At 52.0% G+C, this 24316-nt stretch carries 18 protein-coding genes; 3 read left to right on the forward strand and 15 right to left on the reverse strand.

Annotation, left to right across the window (positions count from 1 at the left end; all coding sequences use genetic code 11):
- Window positions 1–43 precede the first annotated feature (43 nt).
- The 3 genes from EG028_RS05425 to EG028_RS05435 all read right to left on the reverse strand — a co-directional run bounded on the left by EG028_RS05425 (window position 44) and on the right by EG028_RS05435 (window position 2235).
- Window positions 44–577, reverse strand: coding sequence for a sigma-70 family RNA polymerase sigma factor (locus EG028_RS05425; protein ID WP_162946274.1), 534 nt, complete (start codon window positions 575–577; stop codon window positions 44–46).
- A 267-nt stretch (window positions 578–844) separates the two neighbouring features.
- Entirely contained in the window at window positions 845–1048 is a 204-nt protein-coding gene (locus tag EG028_RS05430) for a hypothetical protein (protein ID WP_120515229.1), read from the reverse strand.
- A gap of 38 nt (window positions 1049–1086) precedes the next feature.
- Window positions 1087–2235 carry a FecR family protein gene (locus EG028_RS05435; RefSeq protein WP_120515228.1) on the reverse strand — a complete coding sequence of 383 codons (1149 nt, stop codon included), beginning with the start codon at window positions 2233–2235 and terminating at the stop codon, window positions 1087–1089.
- A gap of 358 nt (window positions 2236–2593) precedes the next feature.
- Between EG028_RS05435 and EG028_RS05440 the strand changes: the two genes are divergently transcribed.
- From EG028_RS05440 to EG028_RS05450, 3 genes are all read left to right on the forward strand, one after another.
- Complete coding sequence (locus EG028_RS05440; protein WP_120515227.1) at window positions 2594–2965, forward strand: DUF7674 family protein; 372 nt, start codon at window positions 2594–2596, stop codon at window positions 2963–2965.
- Window positions 2965–3579, forward strand: coding sequence for a GNAT family N-acetyltransferase (locus EG028_RS05445; protein WP_241559061.1), 615 nt, complete (start codon window positions 2965–2967; stop codon window positions 3577–3579). Before EG028_RS05440 ends, EG028_RS05445 begins: the two co-directional genes overlap by 1 nt.
- Before the next feature lie 234 nt (window positions 3580–3813).
- A complete protein-coding gene (locus tag EG028_RS05450) occupies window positions 3814–6096 on the forward strand; it encodes a GH92 family glycosyl hydrolase (protein ID WP_120515226.1) in 2283 nt (760 codons plus the stop codon).
- Window positions 6097–6185: 89 nt separating this feature from the next.
- On the opposite strand, the gene EG028_RS05455 is transcribed toward EG028_RS05450, so the two are convergent.
- From EG028_RS05455 to EG028_RS05510, 12 genes are all read right to left on the reverse strand, one after another.
- Window positions 6186–8477, reverse strand: a complete 2292-nt coding sequence (locus tag EG028_RS05455) for a GH92 family glycosyl hydrolase (RefSeq protein WP_120515225.1) — start codon at window positions 8475–8477, stop codon at window positions 6186–6188.
- A 104-nt stretch (window positions 8478–8581) separates the two neighbouring features.
- The gene (locus EG028_RS05460) at window positions 8582–10222 is read right to left on the reverse strand and encodes a RagB/SusD family nutrient uptake outer membrane protein (RefSeq protein ID WP_241559060.1); all 1641 of its coding nucleotides are present in this window, start codon (window positions 10220–10222) and stop codon (window positions 8582–8584) included.
- Between the two features lie 21 nt (window positions 10223–10243).
- Window positions 10244–13174 carry a SusC/RagA family TonB-linked outer membrane protein gene (locus tag EG028_RS05465; protein WP_221198097.1) on the reverse strand — a complete coding sequence of 977 codons (2931 nt, stop codon included), beginning with the start codon at window positions 13172–13174 and terminating at the stop codon, window positions 10244–10246.
- 1115 nt (window positions 13175–14289) lie between these two features.
- Window positions 14290–15330 carry a LacI family DNA-binding transcriptional regulator gene (locus EG028_RS05470; RefSeq protein ID WP_241559059.1) on the reverse strand — a complete coding sequence of 347 codons (1041 nt, stop codon included), beginning with the start codon at window positions 15328–15330 and terminating at the stop codon, window positions 14290–14292.
- 176 nt (window positions 15331–15506) lie between these two features.
- Entirely contained in the window at window positions 15507–15752 is a 246-nt protein-coding gene (locus EG028_RS05475; protein ID WP_120515223.1) for a hypothetical protein, read from the reverse strand.
- A gap of 34 nt (window positions 15753–15786) precedes the next feature.
- Window positions 15787–16167 (reverse strand): hypothetical protein, encoded by a 381-nt coding sequence (locus EG028_RS05480; protein WP_123864575.1) that lies wholly within the window; start codon window positions 16165–16167, stop codon window positions 15787–15789.
- A 1-nt stretch (window position 16168) separates the two neighbouring features.
- Window positions 16169–16693, reverse strand: a complete 525-nt coding sequence (locus EG028_RS05485) for a hypothetical protein (RefSeq protein ID WP_120515221.1) — start codon at window positions 16691–16693, stop codon at window positions 16169–16171.
- 344 nt (window positions 16694–17037) lie between these two features.
- Window positions 17038–17247, reverse strand: a complete 210-nt coding sequence (locus tag EG028_RS05490) for a heavy-metal-associated domain-containing protein (RefSeq protein WP_120515658.1) — start codon at window positions 17245–17247, stop codon at window positions 17038–17040.
- Window positions 17248–17268: 21 nt separating this feature from the next.
- Window positions 17269–19485, reverse strand: coding sequence for a heavy metal translocating P-type ATPase (locus EG028_RS05495; RefSeq protein ID WP_120515220.1), 2217 nt, complete (start codon window positions 19483–19485; stop codon window positions 17269–17271).
- Between the two features lie 135 nt (window positions 19486–19620).
- Window positions 19621–21870, reverse strand: coding sequence for a cation:proton antiporter (locus EG028_RS05500; protein ID WP_120515219.1), 2250 nt, complete (start codon window positions 21868–21870; stop codon window positions 19621–19623).
- Window positions 21871–22015: 145 nt separating this feature from the next.
- Window positions 22016–23203 (reverse strand): glycoside hydrolase family 88 protein, encoded by a 1188-nt coding sequence (locus EG028_RS05505; RefSeq protein ID WP_206614379.1) that lies wholly within the window; start codon window positions 23201–23203, stop codon window positions 22016–22018.
- Between the two features lie 52 nt (window positions 23204–23255).
- Window positions 23256–24302 carry a LacI family DNA-binding transcriptional regulator gene (locus EG028_RS05510; protein WP_120515218.1) on the reverse strand — a complete coding sequence of 349 codons (1047 nt, stop codon included), beginning with the start codon at window positions 24300–24302 and terminating at the stop codon, window positions 23256–23258.
- Between the last annotated feature and the right edge of the window lie 14 nt (window positions 24303–24316).

The following is a 24316-nucleotide window of genomic DNA, read 5'->3' on the forward strand; positions in this document are numbered from 1 at the left end:
TGATCTTTTTGGCTTAAGCAACGTTTATCTTCTGAAAGTTAGATCATTTCAGGTGTTTCAGCATACCACGCAGGTTTCGCAGGGCTATTTTAACGTGGCTGCGCACAGTCTCCATTTTCAGGCCCATCTCGGCGCCCACTTCCCGGTAGGTTTTCTGGTGAAGATGCGCTTTGATAAAAGCCAGCCTCCGCTGCTCGGGCAGCTCCTGGACGGCTTCATTGATCCGGCTGCGGACCTCCCAGGCTTCTCCCTGGTCGCTCATGTCATATTGGGGCGCCGTTTCCAGGTAATGGGCTTTCTTTTTCTCGGCTGTCTGCAACTTACGCTGAAGGCTCAGGCAATTATTCCTCACCGCACAGAATATGTACGACTTGTGCTTCTCCGGAGGCACATTCATCAAATGATCCTTTTCCCATAAGACAATAAAAGTATCCTGAACAACATCTTCAGCTTCCCAAATGTCATGCAGAATTAGCTGGGCTTCAACAATCAGCGCGCAACGGTACTGGTTAAACAGCTGCTTCAGCGTTTCCAGGCCCTGCGGGCTATTGTTTGGTGTTGTACAATCTTCACGCATAGCGCATTGATCTTTTGGGTAAAACGTGAAACTCAAAAAAATGGACATTGACAAAACTCCTTACCCTTGACAGGGAAAGGAGCTTTGTTCGGAACTGGAAATAAATAGTTAGACAAAGAATGCGTTCACTGAAGATAGTGAAAATTGCACAGTAAGAAAAAACAGAAGATGTTAATCTTCGGTTAATAGCCATAGGATCTGGTTATAAAAATTTATCCTGTGGTCTTTTAAACGGTTAACTTGGGGAATGGGCTAACTTTATATGAATCAACGAATTCGATCTGTGTTCTTGACGATTTCAATATGATACCCGATGCGGGACAATAACTCGCTGGACTCCTCCAGCAGGTCTATGAGTTCCTCCCGCAAATTGGCGCCGTTTTCACCCGCCCGGAAGGCAAAATCATCCCAACTCAGATTGTCTGACAGGAAGATATACTGCAGCCGGTTTGTGAGATTTGTGTTGTCCATAGAACAAATGATTGTTATAAGGTCAATGAATATCTTTTTTAGAATATGTGTAAAATATGTCCATCCACACGATACTGGAATCCTTTGGACACCCGCAGTATTTCCATAAAATCCTGTATGGGTTTGTTTTTCTCCAGCTGAACATGAAAACGTAAGCTGTTCAGCTCAGGCCGTTCCACCCTCAGCTCCAGGTCGTACCAGCGGTCCAGCGCGGTAGCGATCGTGTTAAAATCCGCCCCTTTAAAATAAATCACCCCTTCCATCCAGGCCAGCTTCTGCACCGGGTCAAATTTCTGTACCCTTGCCTCCCGGCCTTCGTCCCAGATTGCCTCCTGGCCCGGGCGGAGTATTACTTCCCTCCCGCTGTTCGAGGTTTTTACAGCCCCGTCCACCAGCGAAGTGATCATATGCCCCTGCTCGTAAGCATTCACGTTGAACGTGGTGCCGAGCACCTGTACTTTTCCTTCAGGCGTATGTACAATAAAAGGTTTCTCCTCATCGGCGGCCACATTAAAGTAGGCCTCGCCTTCCACTTCCACTTCCCGCGTGCTGCCCGTAAAGGAGAACGGGAAACGGATGGAGGACAAAGAATTGAGCCAAACCTCCGTGCCGTCGCTCAGGCGTATCTTATAATCCAGCCTGGACGGCACCTCTAAAGTGTTCATCTGGCCATTGTTATGATACTTATCGTCGAACTGAAGGGTCTTTTCCTGGTATGTCAGCACCACATCTCCCACTTTGCGGCTGCCATGATCCGCCAGGCTGATGGTTCTGCCACCGGCAAGTTTGAGCCGCACGTCCCGGGGCCTGTCCTTGATATTTCCACGGCCCGCGGAATAGTTAACAGATTGTTGTTGCACCGCATCGTGCCGGAGATAAGCCGCCAGCCCGATGAGCACCGCAACGCCGGCCGCTGCCGCCCACCACACCATTGCGCGGGTCTTCCTGGGGGTATACTGGCTGTTCATCGCCAGCTCCGCCAGTTCGTCCCAGCGTTTGCTCGTGGGCCGCTCCTTGAGGAGGTCCAGCATTTCAGGGCTCTGGTACAATTCTTCCAGCTCCTTGCACATTTTGCGCACCGCCGGTTCCACCATAGCAGCTTCCAGCTCCGCTTCCTCCTTTTCAGTGAGCCCTCCCGCCAATTTTTGCAGGTATAACTGCCTGATATGTTCGAGATCTGCTTCCATAAACTAACAAGGGTGTTATATTAAAGATGGATTTTCAAACCCGGTAGGGTGTATCTTACAATAAATATTTCCTGTTTCCGGTGAATATTTTCATTTTCCGAAGGCACCCTTCAGAAACTGAAGGGTTTTGTTCCACCCCGCCAACCGCTCCTTAACGGCTTCTCTCACGCCCACACTGCATTTCGTGGTTTTAACGAAACTTTTCCCCAGCCCTGGAATGCCGTTTGGCATATACCGCTCAAATCTTTCAACCTGATGAAACGCTCACTTTACTTCACAAACCTGATTATCGGCATGGTGGCCGTTACCTTGATAGCGCTCACACTTGCCTGGATTTTCTAAAAATATATTAAAAAAGATGATAAATCAATATGAAGTGCCTGCTTTAATTGAAGACGCACTGCCAGAGCTTAAGAAACCGCTGCACCAGTTCCCTGCCATCTTTCACATTTACGAAACGGTACAGTGCCTGGATAATTACCTGATCCGCCAGCTGCGCAACAAAAATTACGCCCTGCTGGAAAAATGCCTTCAACTTACGGGCCGCCTGTACGAAAGAGGCAACCCACTGGTCAGGAACGCGGTAGTCAGGATCATCCTGCCGGACCTGTCCAGGGAGCACCCGGCAGACAATCTCAGCTGCATCAAACTGTACTCCCTGATCCCGCCGTCTATCTATAATCTTTACATGCAGCAACATCTGCAGATAAATATACCAAACGAACAATAATGGAAACTTCAGCAAAACCGGACGACCCCGTCGTCTCCAACACCGTGATACCAGCCACCACCCAACAGGACGCTATCATCATCCGCACCGCGGAAGCGGGAGACGTGCAGTATGCCGCGGCCATCACGGCTGAAATGGAAGCCTCCGCCAAAGCCCGGGGCACCGGCATCGCCCGCCGCTCCGTGGCTTCCATCATCCAGAAGATACTGCAGGGGAAAGCAGTGATAGCCCTCACCGTCAAAGGTATCTGGGCGGGCTTCTCTTACCTGGAAACCTGGGAACAGGAACGTTTCGTCAGCAACAGCGGCCTTATCGTATCTCCCGCATTCAGGGAAAGAGGCATAGCCGCCATGATCAAACAACAGATCTTCCAGCTCTCCCGCGTGCTGTACCCGGCCGCGAAAATATTCAGCATCACCACCGGCATGGCCGTTATGAAACTGAATACAAGGCTGGGCTTTGAGCCTGTCACCTACGATGCGCTCACACACGACCCTGAGTTCTGGAAAGGTTGCGGCAGCTGCGTGAATCACGGGATCCTTTGCTCGAAAGGCGGTAAAAACTGTCTCTGCACAGCTTTACTCTTTGATCCCGCGCAACAGTCAAAGCAATAAACAAACGATTTTGCATGCCCCGGCACTCAAAAATGACCTAACTCTTTGCACGACCGGATGTGCAATTACTCATAACAAAACACAAAAACAAGGGGCCGGTTCAATCTCCCCCAGGAATCCTATCCGAAACCCTTCCGGCCTCTTGTTTTTTTATTTGCAGAACCCCGCAAATCCGCTACCTACCTACGCTAAAACGATTTATCTTTGAAAGGACCTAAACCAATTTTCTGCAGCATGAGAAAAATCTCCTTTACCCTGTTACTGTGGTGCCCCGGCCTGCTGTACGCGCAACAGCCCGTCCGGTACGTAAAACCGATCATCGGCACCGAAAAAATGGGGCACACCTATCCCGGCGCCACCGTCCCATTCGGAATGGTGCAGCTCAGCCCGGACACCGATACCATTCCATACGAACTGGACGGCAAATACAATCCCGATGTATACAAATATTGCGCGGGTTACCAGTATACGGACCGTACCATCACCGGTTTCAGCCATACCCACTTCAGCGGCACCGGCCACTCCGATCTTGGTGACTTCCTGATCATGCCCACCACCGGCCCCTTACAGCTAAATCCGGGCACGGCGGATCATCCCGAGAACGGTTACCGCTCCCGTTTTTCGCATGCGAACGAAACCGCCGAAGCCGGTTATTACAAAGTAAAACTGGATGATCACGACATCCTCGCGGAGCTGACCGCTACCAACCGCGTGGGTTTTCACCAGTATACCTTTCCCTCCTCCGGCGATGCTCACATCATCCTCGACCTGATGGCCGGCATCTACAATTACGCCAACAAAAACGTGTGGACCTTTGTACGGGTTGAAAATGATACCCTCATCACCGGCTACCGCCAGACCAATGGCTGGGCGCGCACCCGCACGCTTTATTTCGCGATGACCTTTTCCAAACCCATCAAAAAGTACGGCCACCGCAACTACGCGAATGACGTATACAAAGGTTTCTGGCGCAAGTTCAACCAAAGCGAGAACTTCCCCGAAATGGCCGGCCGCCAGATCAGGGCCTGGTTTGATTTTGACACAAAGGCGGGGGAAAAGGTAAAAGTGAAATTCGCGCTCTCGCCTGTAAGCACAGACGGCGCGCGCCGCAACCTGGAAGCTGAAATACCCGGCTGGGACTTTGAAGCCGTGAAACAACAAAGCCAGAACGCCTGGAACAAAGAGCTGTCCAAAGTAGCGGTGAAAACCATCAAACCGGACGATCTCGTTAACTTTTATACCGCCCTTTATCACACCTACCTCGGCCCCACCACCTATATGGATGCGGACGGCGGCTACCGCGGCATCGACCAGCTGAACCATACCGCAAACGGTTATACTAACTACAGTACGTTTTCCCTCTGGGACACCTACCGCGCGCTCCACCCGCTGTTCAACATCCTGCAGCCACAGCGCAACGCGGACATGGTGCGTTCCATGCTGGAACATTACAACCAGAGCGTACATAAAATGCTGCCGGTATGGAGCCACCAGGGAAATGAAAACTGGTGTATGATCGGTTACCACAGCGTTTCCGTGATCGCGGACGCCATCATGAAAGGCAATATCAAAGGGTACGATGCCATGCAGGCGCTGGAAGCCTGTGCGAACACCGCCCGCTACAAACCTTACGACGGCCTGGAATGGTATATGCAGATGGGTTATGTACCGGAAGATAAAAACGGTTCCTCCGTTTCAAAAACCCTCGAATACGCCTACGACGACTGGTGCATTGCCCAGGTAGCGCAAAAGCTCGGCCGCCAGGACCTTTACAAGGAATTTATCCAGCGCTCGCTCAACTACCGCAATGTATTCGACGCATCCACCGGCTTTATGCGCCCCCGCCTCAGCAACGGCGAGTTCCGCAAGGAGTTTGACGTACTCAGCACCCATGGCCAGGGTTATATTGAAGGGAACGCCTGGAACTACAGCCTTTACGTGCCCCAATACCCCGCTGAAATGATCAGCCTGATGGGCGGCCGCAAACAGTTTACCACCCACCTGGACTCCCTTTTCACCATGCACCTGCCCGACGCATTTTTTGCCGAAACGGAAGACATCACCCGCGATGGCATTATCGGCAACTACGTGCACGGCAACGAACCGGCCCACCACGCCGCATACCTTTACAACTGGACGGACGCTCCCTGGAAAACGCAGGAACGCATCCGCATGATCCTCGGTAAAATGTACAAACCCGCTCCGGACGGCCTCGGTGGCAACGATGACTGCGGGCAGATGAGCGCCTGGTATCTTTTCAGCACGCTCGGCTTCTACCCTGTATGCCCCGGCTCCACGGAATATGCGCTGGGCAGCCCCGCCATACAATCCGCTACCATACAGCTGGAGAACGGCAAAACCTTCGAAGTTGAAACCGTGAACCAGGGCGAACAAAATGTATACGTTAAGAAAGCAGTACTGAACGGGAAGACCCTGCAAAGGCCGTTTATTCATCATGAGGATATCATGAACGGCGGAAAGATCACCTTCTACATGGACCGCAGGCCAACGAAGTGATATAAAACAAAAACATCCCGAAGAATCGGGATGTAATGTCTACAGTGAACAATGAAATAGCAATTAGAGCTACTATTCCAGGATTTTGATTATTTTTTAGATGTTGAGTACGAATACGGAAACGCATCTTCGCTTGTACCCCTCGTTTTCTCCGGCGCCGCACCCATCAATACTTTCATTACACCGCCATTCTGGATGTCCGCATGGCTGATCCAGTTTTTCGTATGCGCTTTACCGTTCAGTGATACGCTTTGCATATACACATTTGTTTTGCTGTTGCCCGGCGCTTCCACTACAAAACGTTTCCCGTTTTCCAGCGTTACCGTCATTTTCGGGAACAGCGGCGCGCCCAGTACATACTGGTCCGTACCCGGGCACACGGGATAAAATCCCATGGCTGAGAACACGTACCAGGCCGAGGTCTGCCCGTTATCTTCATCACCGCAATAACCGTCCGCACCGGAATGGTACAGCCTGTCCATCACCTGGCGCACCCAGTACTGGGATTTCCAGGGCTGGCCTGCGTAGTTGTAGAGGTAGATCATGTGCTGGATGGGCTGGTTGCCATGCGCATACTGGCCCATGTTTGCGATCTGCATTTCCCTGATCTCGTGGATCACGCTGCCATAGTAACTTTCGTCGTATACCGGCGCCATGACGAACACGGAATCCAGCATTTTCGAGAATTGCTCACGGCCGCCCATCAGGCCCGCGAGGCCCTTTATGTCATGGAAAACGGACCAGGTGTAATGCCAGCTGTTGCCTTCGGTAAAGGCATCCCCCCATTTGAAGGGATTAAACGGCGCCATAAATTTCCCGTCCTGGTTTTTACCGCGCATCAGTTTGGTTTCAGGATCGAAGATGTTGCGGAAGTTCTGGCTACGTTTGGCGAAGCGGTCTATCTCAGCCTGCGGGCGTTTCAGCGCGATGGCAAGTTTGTAGATCGTAAAGTCGTCATATGCATACTCCAGCGTGCGTGCGGCGTTTTCGTTTACGTTCACATCGTAGGGCACATAACCCAGCTTGTTGTAATACTTCACGCCTTTGCGGCCCACGGAGGTCAGCGGGCCTTCGTTTTCGCTGTTTTTAAGAATGCCTTCATACAGCGCTTCGATATCATAACCACGGATACCTTTCAGGTAAGAGTCTGCTATCAGTGAAGCGGAATTGGAGCCGATCATACAATCGCGATGGCCGGGGCTTGCCCATTCGGGCAGCCAGCCGCTTTCTTTGTAGGTATTGGCCAGCCCTTCCATGATGTGGCTGTTCAGCTCAGGATACATGAGGGTGAAGAAAGGGAACACGGCGCGGAAAGTATCCCAGAAACCGTTGTCCGTAAACATGTAACCCGGCAGTACCTGGCCATTGTAGGGGCTGTAGTGCACTATTTTGTTCGCCGCGTCATATTCATAAAACTTGCGGGGGAAAAGCAATACACGGTAGAGGCAGGAGTAGAAAGTGCGCACCTGGTCTGAGGTACCGCCTTCCACGAGCATTCTGCCCAACTCTTTGTTCCAGCTTTGTTTTGCTTTTTGTCTGGTGGCGTCAAATCCATCGGCGCCTACTTCACGCTGAAGGTTCAGCGCGGCCTGTTCGGGGCTGATGAAAGAAGAGGCCACTTTCACGTGTACTTTCTCGCCTTTGAAGGTTTTAAACCCTACTACCGCGCCTACGTGATCCGCTTTATACTCAAGCGTATCCTTCGCCAGCTGGCTGCCGCTCCAGGCATGGGCCACGGTGAACGGTTTGTCGAAAGTGAGGATAAAATAATTTTTGAAGTTCTCGGGAACGCCGCCGCTGTTTTTGGTGGTGTAACCGATGATCTTGTTTTCCTTCGGGATGATCCTGATATAAGAACCTTTGTCGAAAGCATCCACTACGATAAAAGCACTGTCCGTTGCCGGGAAGGTGAAACGGAACTGTGCGGCTCTTTCGGTGGGGGTGATTTCGGTAGTTACATCCGCATCCGCGAGGTATACGCTGTAATAATATGGTTTGGCGGTTTCAGCTTTATGGGAGTACCAGCTGGCGCGGGCGTCCTGCGTAAACTTCAGCTTACCGGTCACGGGCATAATGGCAAACTGGCCATAGTCGCTGATCCAGGGGGAAGGCTGATGTGTCTGTTTGAAACCGCGGATCTTGTCCGCGCTGTATTGATAAGCCCAGCCGTTGCCCATGGTATTGGTTTGCGGCATCCAGAAGTTCATAGCCCAGGGAACTGCTACGGCGGGATAGGTGTTACCGTTAGACAGGCTTCCTTTAGAATCGGTTCCCATCAGCGGGTTTACCCATTCAACGGGATCGGTCACCTTAAGAACTGTTTGTGCATTAATATGTAAGCTGGCACAAATGGCAAGTATACACCATCCTAGTTTTTTCATTTTGCAAAATCGATTTTGTTAAAAAAGAGGGGCCGGCCCAGGAATGGGCCAGCCGTTAGATGCTACTCTTTATTGTTTGTATGATAAGCACTTGTTAGTATGGGTTATTGGTCGTAACCCTCGTTTTGTTTCAGATTCTTGTTCAGCACCATTTGCTGATAGGGAATCGGGAACACATTATATTTGGCAGCGGTGGGGGTATGGTCCCACCAGGTTGCGGTGGTAAATTTACCAAACCTAATCAAATCTGCACGTCTTTTCCCCTCAAAAATAAACTCGCGGCCCCGTTCTGCCAAGAATTCGTCCAAAGTTAATTCAGGAATTGTATAAGACGCTGTGACCCAATCTGTTGCAGAAAACGCTCTTTTCCTCACCTCGTTCACCAGGTCTACTGCCTCCTGGGTGGCAACGTTCCCGTTCTTCCGCATCAGGGCTTCAGCCTTGTTATAGTAGATTTCCGCCAGGCGGTACAACACAAAGTCGTTGTTGCAGTACTGGGCCGTGTTGGTCTGCTGGTCCGTCTGGTACTTGTTGAAACGCGCCCCGCTGTTCTCTTCACCGTCCATCATGGTACCTTCACCGGTCTGACCCGTGGAATTTTTACGGATTTCTTTCACGAAGATAAGGGGTTTCCCGTTATATTCTTCAGTACCCATCACTAAAGAATCCGCAACGGTTTTCCTGAGCGCGGGGTGTTTTTTCAGCTCGCCGATCAGCAGCCAGTTGGTCCTGCGCAGGTCGTTGGCGGCAAAGGCGTCGTAAGCCGTAGGGATCACCACGATACCGTTATTCCCCCTGAAGGCGGAATTGTAAGCCTCGCCCTGCACGTAATGCCAGAGGTCGCCCTGGAACCCGAAGCGGAAGTTGCCCACGGTATAATCGTAAGCGATCTGGAACAGGTTTTCGGGGCTGGTGGCGTTATTAGTGGCAAACGGCTTCATCATGTCCGTTTCCAGGGCGGGAGCGGCCCCGGAAAGGCTGCCGCAGGAGCCGTCCAGTATCTTGTTGCAGGCGGCTACGCATTCGTCCCATTTGGGAGTGCCCGCCCATACCTGGGCATTGAGGTAAAGCTCCGCCAGCATCGCATAACCGCCGGCGCGGGTAACACGGCCAACCAGGCTGGGCTGCAGCTTGGGCAGCAGGTCCACATTTTCCCTCAGCTCTTTTTCGATGAATGCCCATACTTCCGCACGGGGAGCGTTCGGGGGACTGGTGGGGATGCCTACTTCAGTAACGATGGGAATATTGCCGTAGAGGTCCATCAGCTTCAGGTAATGCCATGCCCGCAGCACTTTGGTTTCAGCGATGATGGAGGCCTTTTCCTCATCGGTCATGCCGATGGTCTTAAAATCAATGGCTGAAAGGTCTTTAATAGTATTGTTACAGAAACCCAGCCCCCAGTACATCAGCCTCCAGGGGTTCCAGGTATTGTTGTCGTTCGCGATCCAGGTATGACGGTGCAGGCGGATCCAATCGCCGTTATCGAACCCGTGACGGCCTTTGGTAGGCCACGCCAGCTGGTCCGCGCTCAACTCGCTCACGCGCCAGTAGCCGACCTGTCCGGTGGGGGCAGCCCATGCGTTTGCGTGCGTGAAAGGCCTGAGCACGGCCGCCATCACTTCCGTGCGGTTTTTGTAAAAGTTATCCGCCGGTATTTCGCTGTACACTTTTTCATCCAGGTTCGTGCAGGAGGCCGCTCCGGTGAGCAGGCCGGCCAAACCCCATATGATATATTTCTTTTGCATGATCTTCATTTTTAGGAATTTTTAGAACCCGAGTGTAAGGCCCAGGGTGTAAGAACGTGTTCTGGGATAAAAACCGCGGCCGTCGATGCCGGTAGTGGCGCCGTTATCTTCAAGTTCCGGGTCCAGACCGCTGTAATCGGTAATGGTCACCAGGTTGCGGCCTGCCACGTACACACGCATGTTGCGGATGTAGTTGCCGCGGAATTTAAAGTTGTAACCCAGGGCCACGTTATCCAGCTTCACAAATCCGCCCGGCTCAAGGTAGTAGTCGGAGTACTGCGCGGGTACCTTCAGCGCGGCGTGTTTGGTGATCGCGCTTTTCAGTACGTTGTTCGGTATCCAGGTCTGGTTGCCGAAATACATTTCCTTCAGGTTCAGGATGTCATATCCGAGTTTGCCTCTCCAGAAAAGGGTCAGGTCCCAGTTTTTATAACGCAGGTTGTTGTTCCAGCTGAACATCATTTTAGGCACACCGTTGCCGATCACACCGAGATCGTCTTCGGTGATGGCGCCTGCCAGCACTTTGGAGCCATCTTTTTTATAGAACAGCCAGTTGCCCGCATCGTCGAACCCGGCGAAACGTTTGCCGTAGAAGTTGCCCATCTGGCCGCCTTCCACCACACGAATAGCGGGACCGAGGTTACCCGGCGAAGGAAGGTCGCCATAAGTAAGCCTGTCCACACGGTACAGCTCGTTGGAAAGGCTCAGCACCTCGTTCCGCTGGCGGTTGAAAGTGATGTCTGTAGTATAACCGAAATCCTTTTTCTGCACTACCACACCGCTCAGCACAACTTCAAAGCCCCTGTTGCGAATGCTGCCCACGTTGGTATAGATCGTGTTCGTCACGAAAGGAGGCAGTTGTGTTTCGAAGGTGCCCAGCAGGTCTTTGGTGTCACGCTGGTATACATCGAATGAACCGGAAATGCGGTTGTTGAACAGGCCGAAATCGACGCCCACGTTCCACTCTCCTTTTTTCTCCCAGCGCAGGTCCGGGTTCGGGTTGCGGGAAGGGCCGAAGGTTTCGTACCAGGAACCGTTCTGCAGGTAAGCACCGCCGGTGCCCAGTAATACGAGCGAGTTGTAGCTGGTGAAACCGGAGTTGCCGGTTACGCCGTAGCCCACACGCAGTTTCAGCTGGTTGATGCTGCGGTTGCCTTTCAGGAAATCTTCTTCGCTGATGGCCCAGCCTACAGAGGCGGCCGGGAAGTTCGCCCATTTGTTGTTCTCACCGAATTTGGAAGAGCCCTCACGACGGATGATCACCTGCGCGAAGTATTTCTGCCTGAACGAATAGTTCGCCCTTGCAAAAAAAGCGACCAGTTTGTAATCCACTTTGTTGCTGCTCATACCCGCGCGACCCAGCGTACGCCAGAGGCCGTTACCCAGATTCCAGTCCTGGAACGCGTCCGTAAGGAAGCCGGAGTTGTTCGCGCTGAACTGCTCAACGGTGTTGTAGAAATAACTGTAACCGCCCACCGCGGAGATCGTATGATCTTCGTTGATGGTGGTATTGTAGTCGATAGTAGTCTCAAAGGTCTGGTCCAGCTCCATGCGGTTGCCTTTGTAGGCATAACCGCCGCCTTCATAACTCTGTTTGGAAGAGTTGGAATTGCGCAGGCGGTACTGGCGGTCGTTCCAGGTATTTTTTACAATAGCGCCGAACGCGGATACGCGCAGGCCTTTGAGGATTTCGAGGCTCAGCTTGCCGTCGCCCTGGATGGTCTGCTGGTCTCTTTCGCTAAGTTCCTGTTCCAGGCGGGCAACAGGATTGAAGTTATTGAACGCGGAAGTTTCGACGAAGCTGCCGTCAGCGTTCCTGATAGGCGCCGTGGGGTTGCGTTGTACAGCCTGCTCAAAATCACCGGCGCTTCCGCCAAGCAGGTCCGCTTTGTTGAAGTTGGCCACGAGATTAGCCTGCATGGTGAGTTTACCCTGCAAACCTACCTGGTTAAAATTCAGACGGCCGCCGTACTGCGTGCGGTTGTTGCGTTTGGCGATACCTTCCGCGCGGTTGAAGAACACGGCGCCGCGGTAATTGGATTTGTCCGTACCACCGGAAGCGTTGAGCGTGTAGTACTGGCTTACGTTCTGTTTATTGATCAGTTCATTGTATACGTCTGTATTGCCGCCCATATCGTTGGCGGGAGACAACTTGCGGAATTCGTCCGCATTGAGAATCTCCGGTCTTTTGGCAACGGCATCTGTCTGCAGGTAAGAGGCGAAGTTATATTGCGGATCGCCGCTCCTGCCTTTTTTGGTGGTGATGAGAATAACGCCACCGGTACCACGTGTACCATAGATGGCGGCGGCGGAACCGTCGCGCAGTACGTCGATGGAGGCGATGTCGTCCTGCTGCAACAGGTCGAGGTTACCGCCGGGCACACCGTCGATTACGATGAGGGGAGCTACAGCACCGCTGAGCGTGGCGATACCGCGCATCTGCACGCTGGCGGACGCGTTGGGGTTGTTACCGTTCACGCGCGTGATGCTGAGGCCGGGTACTTTACCCTGCACAAGGTCCATGGGCGAGCGTGCGCCGCCCGCGTTAAAATCTTCCGCTTTAATGGAAGACACGGCGTTGGTGATCTCTTTTCTTTTGAGTGTGCCATAACCCACTACTACTACATCATCCAGGGTTTTGGAAGAAAGTTTCATCTGTACGTTCAGCGTGGGATTGCTACCGGCAGTCAGGACGATAGGCTCGTAGCCGATGTAGGAAAATTCGAGTTGTGCGGTGGCGTTGGGCACACTGATACTATAGGTTCCGTCTGCCACGGTGGAAGTGCCGGTGGTGGTGCCTACCACTCTGATGGTTACACCGGGTAATGGTGTGTTGTCCTTTGCATCAATCACCTTACCCTTTATGGTGATGGACTGTGCATAGGTGAGGGAGGTGGTGAGCAACATCAGGAAGCTCAGCCAACTCATGCGCATGGAAAACGTGGATCTCATTTTCATTGCAATTGAAATTGGTTTAGTTAAAAAGTAATGACATGGAAAGTCCTGTCGCCCTGTTAAGGGCTGTTACGTCTATGCAAAAAGATCCCATCCCCGGTTGTTGTGACACCGAGAAAAATCGATTTAGCAAATGGTTTAAATAATGGCGGAATTTAGGTGGCAGTTTTCAGGCTGCCGGGTTGCTACCTTTTCATTGTTAGTAATTGAGTTTTCTAAAAGAGGATCATGGTTGTGGCTTCCGTCACCCGATCCAGTTTGGTTTCGATGTTAGTTTTGTTTCACAACGGAATCGCCGGGGCGGTTTCCTGTCAGTTTTACAATGTGTGTTTGTCCGGCAGGAAGCTGATTGCTGGCTTCCCTGCTGGTTTTGCTGTTCGCGTTTGTGTTGTGGAAGCGGATATGTGGCTTCCACCTGGTTTAATTGTTAGCGTTGTTTTTTGGGAAGTGTATCAGCGACTTCCTTTTAGTTTCACTGTTTAAAGGAAATTCCCGGTTTTCACCGGAAAGCTCCAGTTGGCTTTTCAATTGACATCCGAGTTGGCTAAATGATATTTCGATAACGTTTCCTTCCCTACCCCGGTATATTGGGTTGATACCGGCCTGTTCACTTTAAATGATTATGCTCCCTGCGGCGGTGGTTGCAGCCACTGCCCGTGGAGCGCTATTACTGTCTCAAATAGTTAGGTTACGTTATATTGATTGATATGAATAACCCTGCTGTGGCCCGTTTCCGGTTTGCTAAATGCAAAATCGATTTAGCATTACTCTTTAAAAAAAGACCCGAAGGACTTTTTCCCGTATTCCCGGGAACGATGGCACACCATAAATGTATAAATATTTTGTGGAATTTAACACTATTTTAAGCAAAAAATATTTGCCCCATCACCAGGATGTTGCCGCAGCAATGGTTTGCAACTGATAATGATAAACTTGTATGCGCGGGCCCGGAGAAATTATAAACACGTAATGTTTATGGTGTACAAAACACTCTTAATAATGGGTATGTCAAAATAAGGCTGGGTAAAAGATAATGCTGTAACGCGTAAAACCTCATTCATCAACGGACCGCTTTGCTAAACCGGTTAACCTAATAGTTTCTACTTCCTCCCTCACGCCGATCCACGCTTAATAAATTTCCCGGGCACCTGCACCTGGTTCTTGCGTGTATAACGCTGGCTTTTATCCAGCTGGTTCATCAGCAAACCTATAGCAGTTTTGGCAATTTCTTCTATCGGCTGCTGAACAACCGTAATGCCGGGAGGATACAACCGGAAAATGTCGTGATCATCAAAACAGATCATCGCTACATCGTCGGGGATCTTCAAACCCAAACCTGCAATGCTTTCAAGGCCGAGTATGCCGAGGTAGTTCGTGGAGAAAAAGATAGCATCCATCCCCTTGTTCTCCTGTATGAACTGCTGTATGCTGAGGATGGATTCTTCGCGCGGGCTGTTGTATGCGAGTTTGAGTATCTGTTTGTTCTTTACGCTGATGCCGTGGTCCCGGAGGGTTTCCTTGTAACCCTGCAGCCTGTCCATCACCTGTACCAGCTCCATATCCACGGTCACAAACCCGATCTTCTTATATCCTTTGTCCAGCAAATGCTCCATGCCCTGCTTTACGCCGCCTAGATTGTCTATCAGCACATAGGGCACGGAAAGACCCGGGAAATAACTGTCCATCAGTACTACAGGGCGTTTATGGGCCAGCAGCTGCTGAATATCCTTCTCCATACCGGCCGCGGGCGTGATGAGATAGCCGTCCACCTGCTGGCGGCTGAGCATACGGATGAGGTCACTGCCTTTCTGGGCATTGTTTTCAGTGCTGCAATAAACAATATTATACCCGAAACGGTCTGCTTCGGTTTCGATCACTCTTGCCAATGCCGCAAAAAAACTGCCGGAGATACTTTCCACGATAAGCCCGAGGGTTTTGGATTGGCCGGTTCTCAGGTTGACAGCCACTGAGTGCGGCTGGTAACCGGTCTTTTTGACCACGGCCATCACTTTTTCCGCCAGTTCGTCGCTGATGCGCATCTGGCGTGCTTTTCCATTTAACACAAACGACACTGTGGAAGGGGCTACTCCCGCCATTTTTGCTACATCTTTAAGGGATAATCGCTTCATTTCCTGGCCTTTCATATCTTTCATGATATACTGCTACAATTTTAGGTTGGCCGGGTGCGGCTCGATCGAGGTTGATTTTTTCTTCAAAAGCGGAATTTACAGCAAAAAACCGGGAATTCAGGGGCCTGGGCAATATTATTGCATTTCAAAACAATCCCGCGCCGGCTGTACCGGCGGCTTCTCCCATGCCTTTACTTACATTAGATACCCAACGAGTTATCCACCCGCCGGTAATTCATCCGCCACAAAATGTTGGCCAGCTTCCGGGCGGTATTTTTGATAAACGTTTCGCTTTTTTCGGGGAAATAGACATGCAGGGATTCGTGCAGGCTCACCTCCAGGTGCTTACGGCCCTGCAGGCGGCTGTCTATCACAATAGTATTGATACCGTAATCAGACATCCCGTAGGCTTTTTCTCTTCCCAGTTTTTTATAGATGACTTTCATACCGATGGATTTGTACCAAAGGTACGAAGAAAGGTCATGGGCGGCGGACCATTATGTGACGGGTACACGTTATTTCCTCCTTGCTGATCTGCATGAAGGTGAACTCCACGTTGCTGTAATTTTTTTTGTTGGACATAATAACCGCCAGCCGCCGGGCAATGTTCCCGGAAATACGCGCCAGTTCCGCAGAATCACTCTCGCAGTAATATACAGAAGAGTTAATGAAACTAACTTTAAACGTCCCTGTGCTGTTATCATTCTGCAGCGCATATTCGTCCGGGGCAAGGGTTACTTCGCAACCGCATTCCTCCGCCAGTTCTTTCCGGAAGCGGGTTTCTTCGGGGGATAGGGTTTGCCTGCCTGTATTGCAGGCGGCAAATGCGAATAAGAAAACCAATAGAATAAGCTGGTTCATTTTAGGCTTCACCATTTATGTAGAGATCGTATACTTTTTTCCTAGTAAGGTTCACTTTAACATTCCAGTAATAATCACCGCCATCCTTCACTGACTCAATACCACGGTGTAGCGGAAACCCACCCCATATTGCATTCACCCAAACAATTCTTTCCCCGGCAACGTTCATATAGCCGACGTACTGCCGGCCATAGCCCGAAAGCTTCTGATGAACATGAGGCGATGAAAAGGTGCGTGGGGTATCAATCCGGACCATCTGTTCGCGCATATACTTTTCCGTTTCCAGCACATCGGCAAGTGAAAGAGCGATCTTGCGTGTTTCGTCTTCCCCAACTCTTTCTTCCACTTCTTCCGGTCGGTAAATATACCCGGTTAACCCGGGCAGTATCACATACTGTTGCTGTCCCCTCTCAAACTCCGCTACCCTCCTTTCCCAGGTTGCCTTCTGCTTTCGTTCTCTCCATTCATTAAGGCCAGTACAGGAACATTGTAGAACGAGGATAAATAGTAATACGACGCGGATCATAGTATAAAGTTATATAACATACTGATGCAGTTTTCCTTATTATACGAATCTCTCCTTGTCTTCCATGGAATTCATCTTCACAAAAATGCATTTTGCAGCTTAAATTTAAACAAAGCTCCCTTAACAACATCATGCTTCAATCACTAATGATCTGCCGGAAATAACACCTTAAATTCACCAATAAACCTGCACACTCCTTACTCTATGTATAATAGTACGCCACAAGGTTGATGGCCCGAAGTACTCAGCACATTTCCCCCCGCCACAATATTAAAGCGATCCCCACAAAAAAAAGCGGTTGCAGCCCGAAAGCCGCAACCGCCCGCATATGCATGTATTCCCGTTTATATCGCTTCTGCCTTAAAACCTGCTTTTTTCACCGTATCCTCCACTTCTTCTGCGGAAAGGGTGATGGTGGAAACGGTCAGTATCTTGTCCGGGTTCGTGATGTCCACTTCCCAGTGCGCGATCTCTTTTTCATTGTCCAGGTGGGGGCTTACGGACCTGATGCATCCGCTGCAATTGATGTTGGTCTTGAATTTTAACGTTTTCATGATTCCGGTTTTTATATCCATTTAAATTTTTGAAAGTTTTAAACGCAGGCTATTGCTCACTACGGACACGGAACTGAGCGCCATGGCCGCGCCCGCCAGCATTGGGTCCAGCGCAAAGCCGGTGATGGGTATGAGCAGCCCGGCCGCCACGGGTATGCCGATCACGTTGTAAATAAAGGCCCAGAAAAGGTTCTGGCGGATGAGGCGTACTGTTTTCCGTGAAAGGCGGATGGCTTTGGGTATTTGTTGCAGATCGGAGGAGATGAGCGTCATCATAGCCACGTCCATCGCGATGTCCGTGCCTTTGCCCATGGCAATGCTCACGTCCGCCTGCGCCAGCGCATGGCTGTCGTTGATGCCGTCGCCTACCATTGCCACGGTTTTGCCTTCCTGCTGTAATTGCCGGATAAAATCCGCTTTACCGGAAGGAAGCAGGCCCGCTTTCACATGCCTGATGCCTGTCTCTTTCGCCACGGCGGCGGCAGTCCGCGGGTTGTCCCCGGTGAGCATGTATACTTCAATGCCCATATCCTGCAGGCGTTTCACGGCGGCCGCCGATCCTGTTTTCACCTTGTCCGCGATCGCTACCACGGCCAGGGCCTGTTTTGCGTCTGCGAACCAGATCACGGTATGTGCGCTGTTCAGCCAGGTATCCGATTGTTTTTGCAGCGGCGCCGGCACGGAGATGTTTTGTTCATCCATCAGCTGTCGGTTGCCGGCGTAGAAAGTTTTATTGCCGGAAGTGCCTTTTACGCCCCTGCCGGTGATGCTTTCGAAATGTTGCAACGCAGCGGGGGAAATACCATCCAGGTGTTTTACGATAGCGTCGGCCAGCGGGTGCTCCGATTCTTTTTCCAGGGCGTACAGCACACCTGTGTATTGCAGGCGTTCCTGTTCAGTGCTCCATGACTCACCGGTTACGGCCGGTTTTCCTTCGGTGATAGTGCCCGTCTTGTCCAGGATGAGGGCTTGTATGCGGTACGCCTTTTCGAGACTTTCAGCGTCTTTGATCAGGATGCCGTTCTCCGCGCCTTTGCCCATCCCCACCATGATGGCGGTAGGCGTGGCAAGGCCAAGGGCGCAGGGGCAGGCGATCACCAGCACCGTCACCAGCGCCAGCAGGCCCTGCGTAAGCCCGTTTTCCCCTCCCCAGATCATCCAGGCACCAAAGGCCAGCAGGGCGATGCCGATCACCACCGGTACAAAAATGCCGGCTACTTTGTCCACCAGCTTCTGCACGGGAGCTTTGGAGCCCTGCGCTTCCTGTACTTTCCGGATGATCTGCGCCAGCAGCGTATCGCTACCCACCTGTTTCGCTTTAAAACGGAAACTGCCTTTCTGGTTCAGGGTGCCGGCAAACACATCCACGCCGTTTTCTTTTGCCACCGCCACCGGTTCGCCGGTGATCATACTTTCGTCCACATAAGACCTGCCCTGTATCACGATGCCGTCCACGGGTACCTGTTCGCCGGGTTTCACGAGCAGTACGTCGTTCACCTGCACGTCCGCCATGGGTACTACCTCTTCCGTGCCATTCCCGTTGATGCGCGTAACCGTATTGGGTTGCAGGCCCATCAGTTTTTTAATGGCGGAGGAAGTGGAGGCTTTAGCTCTTTCTTCCAGCAGTTTGCCCAGTAAAATAAAGGCTATCACCACTGCGGCCGCCTCAAAGTATACATGAGCGTGCAGGCCGCGCCTGTGCCAGAATTCAGGGTTTAACGTGTTGAATACGCTGAAGATATAGGCGATGCTGGTGCTCAGGGCAACCAACGTGTCCATGTTCGCTTTGCCAAAACGGGCCTGTTTCCATGCGTTGATAAAAAACTGGCGGCCCAGCACCAGCACTACCGGCGTGGAAAGCGCCCACATGATGTAATTGGCATAAGGCATATCCATCCAGAACATGCCGATGATCACCAGCGGGATGGAAAAGACCACGGCCCAGAGCGTCTTTTGTTTCAGGGAACGGTAATGGGCGCGCTGGTGGTCTTCCAGGCTTTCGGCCATGTTATCGGTGAGCAGGTCGTAACCTACGGACTGGATGGCTTTTTTCCATTCGGCGGGATTGGCGGCGGAAGGGGTATATTCCACCAGGGCGGAGCTATTGGCAAAATTCACGGCCACGGACAGGATGCCGGGCTGCGCTGCCAGCATGCTCTCCACGGAGCCGGCACAGGCGGCACAGCTCATACCTGTGACCGGAAAATTCTGTTTAACCGTTTGTTCCTTTGTATCCATCTTTTTGTTTCTTTTTGATGATACAAAGGTCCGCCGGAACGGCCCCGCGGCCGTTATACAATTAGGGGAAAGATTTACATGATTTTCTTCCCGGCGTTTCCAGCCGGGAAAGACGGGGGCAGACAGAAAGGTCAGCTATACCGTCTTCTTAGGCGCCTCGCCTTTGGCCCTGAACAGGGCGGCCGTGCGCCTGGGGTTGCCTACCACCCAAACCACATCGCCGTCTTCCAGCTGCATGTCCGATATGGGGTTCAGGATACGTTCCTCCCCCCGTTCGATGCCCACCACCATACTGTGCGCCAGCTCGCGGATACCGCTCTGGCGGATGGTTTTGCCAAACACCTGGCTGCCGGGCTGCACTTCGTAACGGCGCAGTTCCACTTCGGAGCGGGCCTGCTTCAGCGCGGGCACATGATATTCGATATAGTTGCGGAAAGCGGTGATCTGGTCGTCCGTACCGATGACCTGCAAACGGTCTCCGGGATAGAGCCTTTCGGATTTGGGCGGGATGGGTATCAGCCTTTCTCCTCTTTCTATCAGCGCGATATTAACGCCGTATTTCTCACGCAGGCCAAGCTCTTCAAGGGTTTTGCCCACACCATCCCAGTCCGCGTGCACGTTGAAGGAAGCAAGGTGAGCGTCCCAGGGCGCCAGTACGGGTTCTTTTTTCTTTTGCGCTTCGGCGGCGGCTTCGCGGGCATTGAAGTTGGAGAAAAAGCGGGCTTCCAGCCGGTCGTAAAACACCTGGATCTTCCGGGAGAATATGATCAGTACGGCCACGATGGCCAGGGTAACGGTAAAGGCTACACCGAATGAAAAGAACCGGCCCACCATAAACCCGATCAGGAACACGGAGAGAGTGATGCGCGCAATACGCAGCAGCGCCAGGGGGCCTTTGTATTTGTTTTGCGCCCGCAGGTTCGAGTACGCCTTTCCCTGCACCTGCCTTACTGCCAGCGCCCAGAGGAAGGGCGCCATGGCGAGAAAGGTGACTGCGGCAGTCACGATCTTACCGGATTTCACTCCTACGAGGTCATTGGCTTTGGGTAGAATGTAAATGGAGCTCAGCAATCCGATAGCCAGGAGGATCACGGAACAAACGACCGTATTGGTGAGATAGCCTTTCAGCACCACCTGCCAGTCCGAGGCCTGGGAGATGGTCTGGGCGCCGCTGCTGTAACGGGCCAGCGACGTTTTCCATTTTTCAGGGAGGCGTTTGTCCAGCCAGTTGTAAAACGGCTCCGCCACTTTGATCATATAGGGCGTGGTGAAGGTCGTAACAGCTGAAACGGCCACCGCAATGGGATACAGGAAATCGCTGGTCACTTTGAGCGTGAGCCCCAGCGTGGCGATGATAAACGAAAACTCCCCGATCTGCGCAAGGCTCATACCGGCCTGTACAGAAGATTTCAGCGGCTGACCGGACAATACCGCGCCCAGCGTGGTACTCAGCGTTTTACCCACCAGCGTGATCACCGTGATCAGGATCACCGGGCCCAGGTACCGTTGCAACATTTCCGGGTCTATCAGCATACCTACCGATACAAAAAATATAGCGCCGAAAAGGTCTTTCACAGATTTTACAAGGTGCTCGATCTTCTCCGCCTGCGTGGTCTCAGCCAGGATGGACCCCATGATAAAGGCGCCCAGCGCCGCGGAAAAACCCACCTGCGTGGCCAGCACCACCATCAGCAGGCACAAAGCGATGGAAGTCACCAGCAGGGTTTCTTCGCTCATCAGCTTTTTTGTTTTCTTCAGCAGGGTGGGTATAAAAAATATGCCGCCAATGAACCAGAGGATCAGGAAAAACACCAGTTTCACTACGGAGATCAGCATTTCCTGCCCGGCAAACTGCTGGCTCACCGCCAGGGTGGACAGCAACACCAGCAGCACGATCGCTATCAGGTCTTCCACTACCAGGATGCCAAACACGAGCCCGGCAAACTTCTGCCCTTTCACCCCCAATTCCTCGAACGCCCTGATAATGATGGTGGTAGAAGATATAGACAACACGCCGCCAAGGAAAATACTGTCCATTGCATTCCAGCCCAGCAGCATCCCGGTGGCGTAACCCAAACCCAGCATCACCACCACTTCCACAAAGGCCGTGATGGACGCGGAACCGCCTACCTTCATGAGTTTTTTGAAGCTGAATTCAAGCCCAAGGCTGAACAGGAGGAAGATCACCCCTATTTCCGACCAGATCAGGATATTATCCTTTTCCTGTACGGTGGGGAACAAATCGAAGTATGGGCCTACCAGGATGCCGGCAATGATATAGCCGAGCACCAATGGCTGCTTCAGTTTTTTAAAGATCAGCGTAGTAACTGCCGCCGCCCCCAGGATGAGGGCGAGGTCCATAATAAGATTTGGTAAATGAATCATACTCCCTGTCGTTTTCGTTATCTATTCTGGCTAAAATAACAAAAAAAACCGGGAGAGGAGGTTAATACAGAACAAGGAATGCAGCACGGTGGCTGCATTCCTTGTCAATAAAGGTCAAATCCTCTATATTAAAATCCTATTAAAATTATTTGCCCGCCCATTGTTTGTATCGGAGCAATGCTTCGAGGAAATAATAATCAGCGTAAGACAAAGGCACGTCTATCTCGGATTTGCCGGGCATGGAACCCGTGCTGTGCATCAGAATGAAGTTGTTGTTCTCCCCTTCTTTTGCACGGTAAGCCGGGCCCGCGAGGCTCGCCAGCGCGTCCGCTCCCGCATTCCAGTAACGTTTGCTTTCGGCTTTGCCCGTATACCGGCTCAGTTCCAGCAGGGCGGAGCTCATCACGGCAGCGGCGGAGGCATCACGGATGGCGTTCGGGATCTCCGGTGCATCGTAGTCGTAATACGGCACCAGATCCTTGGGCATACGCGGATGGTTCAGCATGTAGTCTGCAATATGGCGTGCCTGGTCCAGGTACTTTTTGTCTTTTGTTTCACGGTACATCATGGTGTAGCCATAGAGGCCCCAGGCCTGGCCGCGGCTCCATGCGGAGGCGTCTGAGTGGCCCTGGTGGGTCTTTTTGGCGAATACCTGGCCGGTAATAGTATCGTAATCAATTACATGGTAGGAACTGTAATCGTCGCGGAAGTGATTTTTCATGGTGGTGTTCGCATGGTTCACCGCGATCTTGTAGAAAGTGCTGTCCCCGCTGTTTTTGGTGGCCCAGCACAGCATTTCCAGGTTCATCATATTGTCTATGATCACGGGGCACTTCCAGCCGGTGTGGTCCCAGCTGCGGATGGCGCCGATGGTAGGCTTGTACCGCTGGATAAGGGAGCGGGAGCTGGTCATCAGGATATCTTTATCCGCCTGGTTGCCTTCCAGCCTCAGTTCGTTGCCAAAGCTGCAATACATCAGGAACCCGAGGTCATGCGTGTTCGTACGGTACTGGTCCGGCAGCAGGTATTGCTGGCGTTTGAGGGCTTCCTGTTTGAAGGCCGGGTCTTTGGTGAACTCGTAAAGATACCAGCAGCTGCCGGGATAAAAACCCCCGGTCCACCAGTTGAACTTTGCGGTCATCAGGCTGCCGTCTTTGTTCGTAGAGCGGGGAAAGAGGGAATCGGGCAGGCTCTGCATCATGTGTTTGTACTGTTTTGCAGAGAACCGGAGGCTTTCGTCCGCCAGCCCCTTCATCTGTTTTACGGACAACTTCGTCTGCGCCTGCGCCTGGATGGCCCCGCAGGCGAGTAATAAAAAGACAATCTTTTTCATAAAGTGGATCATTTTTTCTGTTGGGAAGCTCCCGCGGAGCTTCGCTTGCCGGTTACTTTTTCTTTTTGGAAGCCCCGGCCGAGCTTTCCCTTGCAATTAACTGGATAGGCACGATCTCCTGTGAGTGCCTGTATGCGGGCGGATGTTTCGCCTGTATGAGGTCCATCAGCGCCGCTACGATCCTTTCGCCCATGGTGGCGGGGTACTGGTCTACGGAGGTGATGGCCGGTGTTACGATCTCCGTGCGGGGATCGTTTGAATACCCCACGATCTTACATTCCTCGGGTACATTGATACCGTTTTTGCGGCAGTACTCCAGCAGGGTGATGGCCGTGGTGTCGTTCGTGGCAAAGATCCCGTCGGGAATGGGTTTCTGGGAGAATATCTTCTCGGCCGTGGCCCATGCGTTCTCACGGGTAAGCTCATGGAAAAACACGCGCGGCTTTTTGAAAGGCTGTTTGTATTTCTGTAATGCTTCCTTGTAGCCTGCCAGCCTTTCCTTGTAGAGGTTGCAGGTGAGAGGGCCGGAAATGTGCACGATGTCTTTGCAGCCCTGTTCTATCAGGTGTTCCGTGGCCAGGAAGCCACCCAGGAAATCGTCCCCTTTGATCACTTTTACGTTGTAGTCCTTGGTGGGTACGCGGTCGAAGAAAACGAGGGGGATGTTCTGCTGTTTGAATATGTCGAAGTGAGAAAAATCTGTGGTGTACAACGTGGCTGAAACGGCCAGTCCGTCCACCCGCGCGGAATACAGGGTATTGGCCAGGGCTATTTCCTGTTCAAGGGAGTCGTTGCTCTGGCAGATGATGAGGTTATACCCGTATTCCATCAGTTTGTTCTGGATGATGGTGCTGATGGTGGCGGGGTAAAACATGGATATACGCGGAACGATGAGGCCGATGGTTTTGCTTTTGTTGTTGCGTAAACCTGCGGCCATGGCGTTCGGGCGATAACCCAGCTTGCGGGCCATCTTTTTTACCCTGTCTTTTGTTTTGGCGCTGATGTTAGGGTGGTCATTCAGGGCGCGGGATACTGTAGACACGGAGAGGTTCAGCTCTTCCGCGATATCTACGATCGTTTTCTCGGAACGTACAGACATATTGGTTAATTGAT

It is taken from the genome of Chitinophaga barathri (assembly GCF_003807585.1).
Lineage (GTDB): Bacteria > Bacteroidota > Bacteroidia > Chitinophagales > Chitinophagaceae > Chitinophaga > Chitinophaga barathri.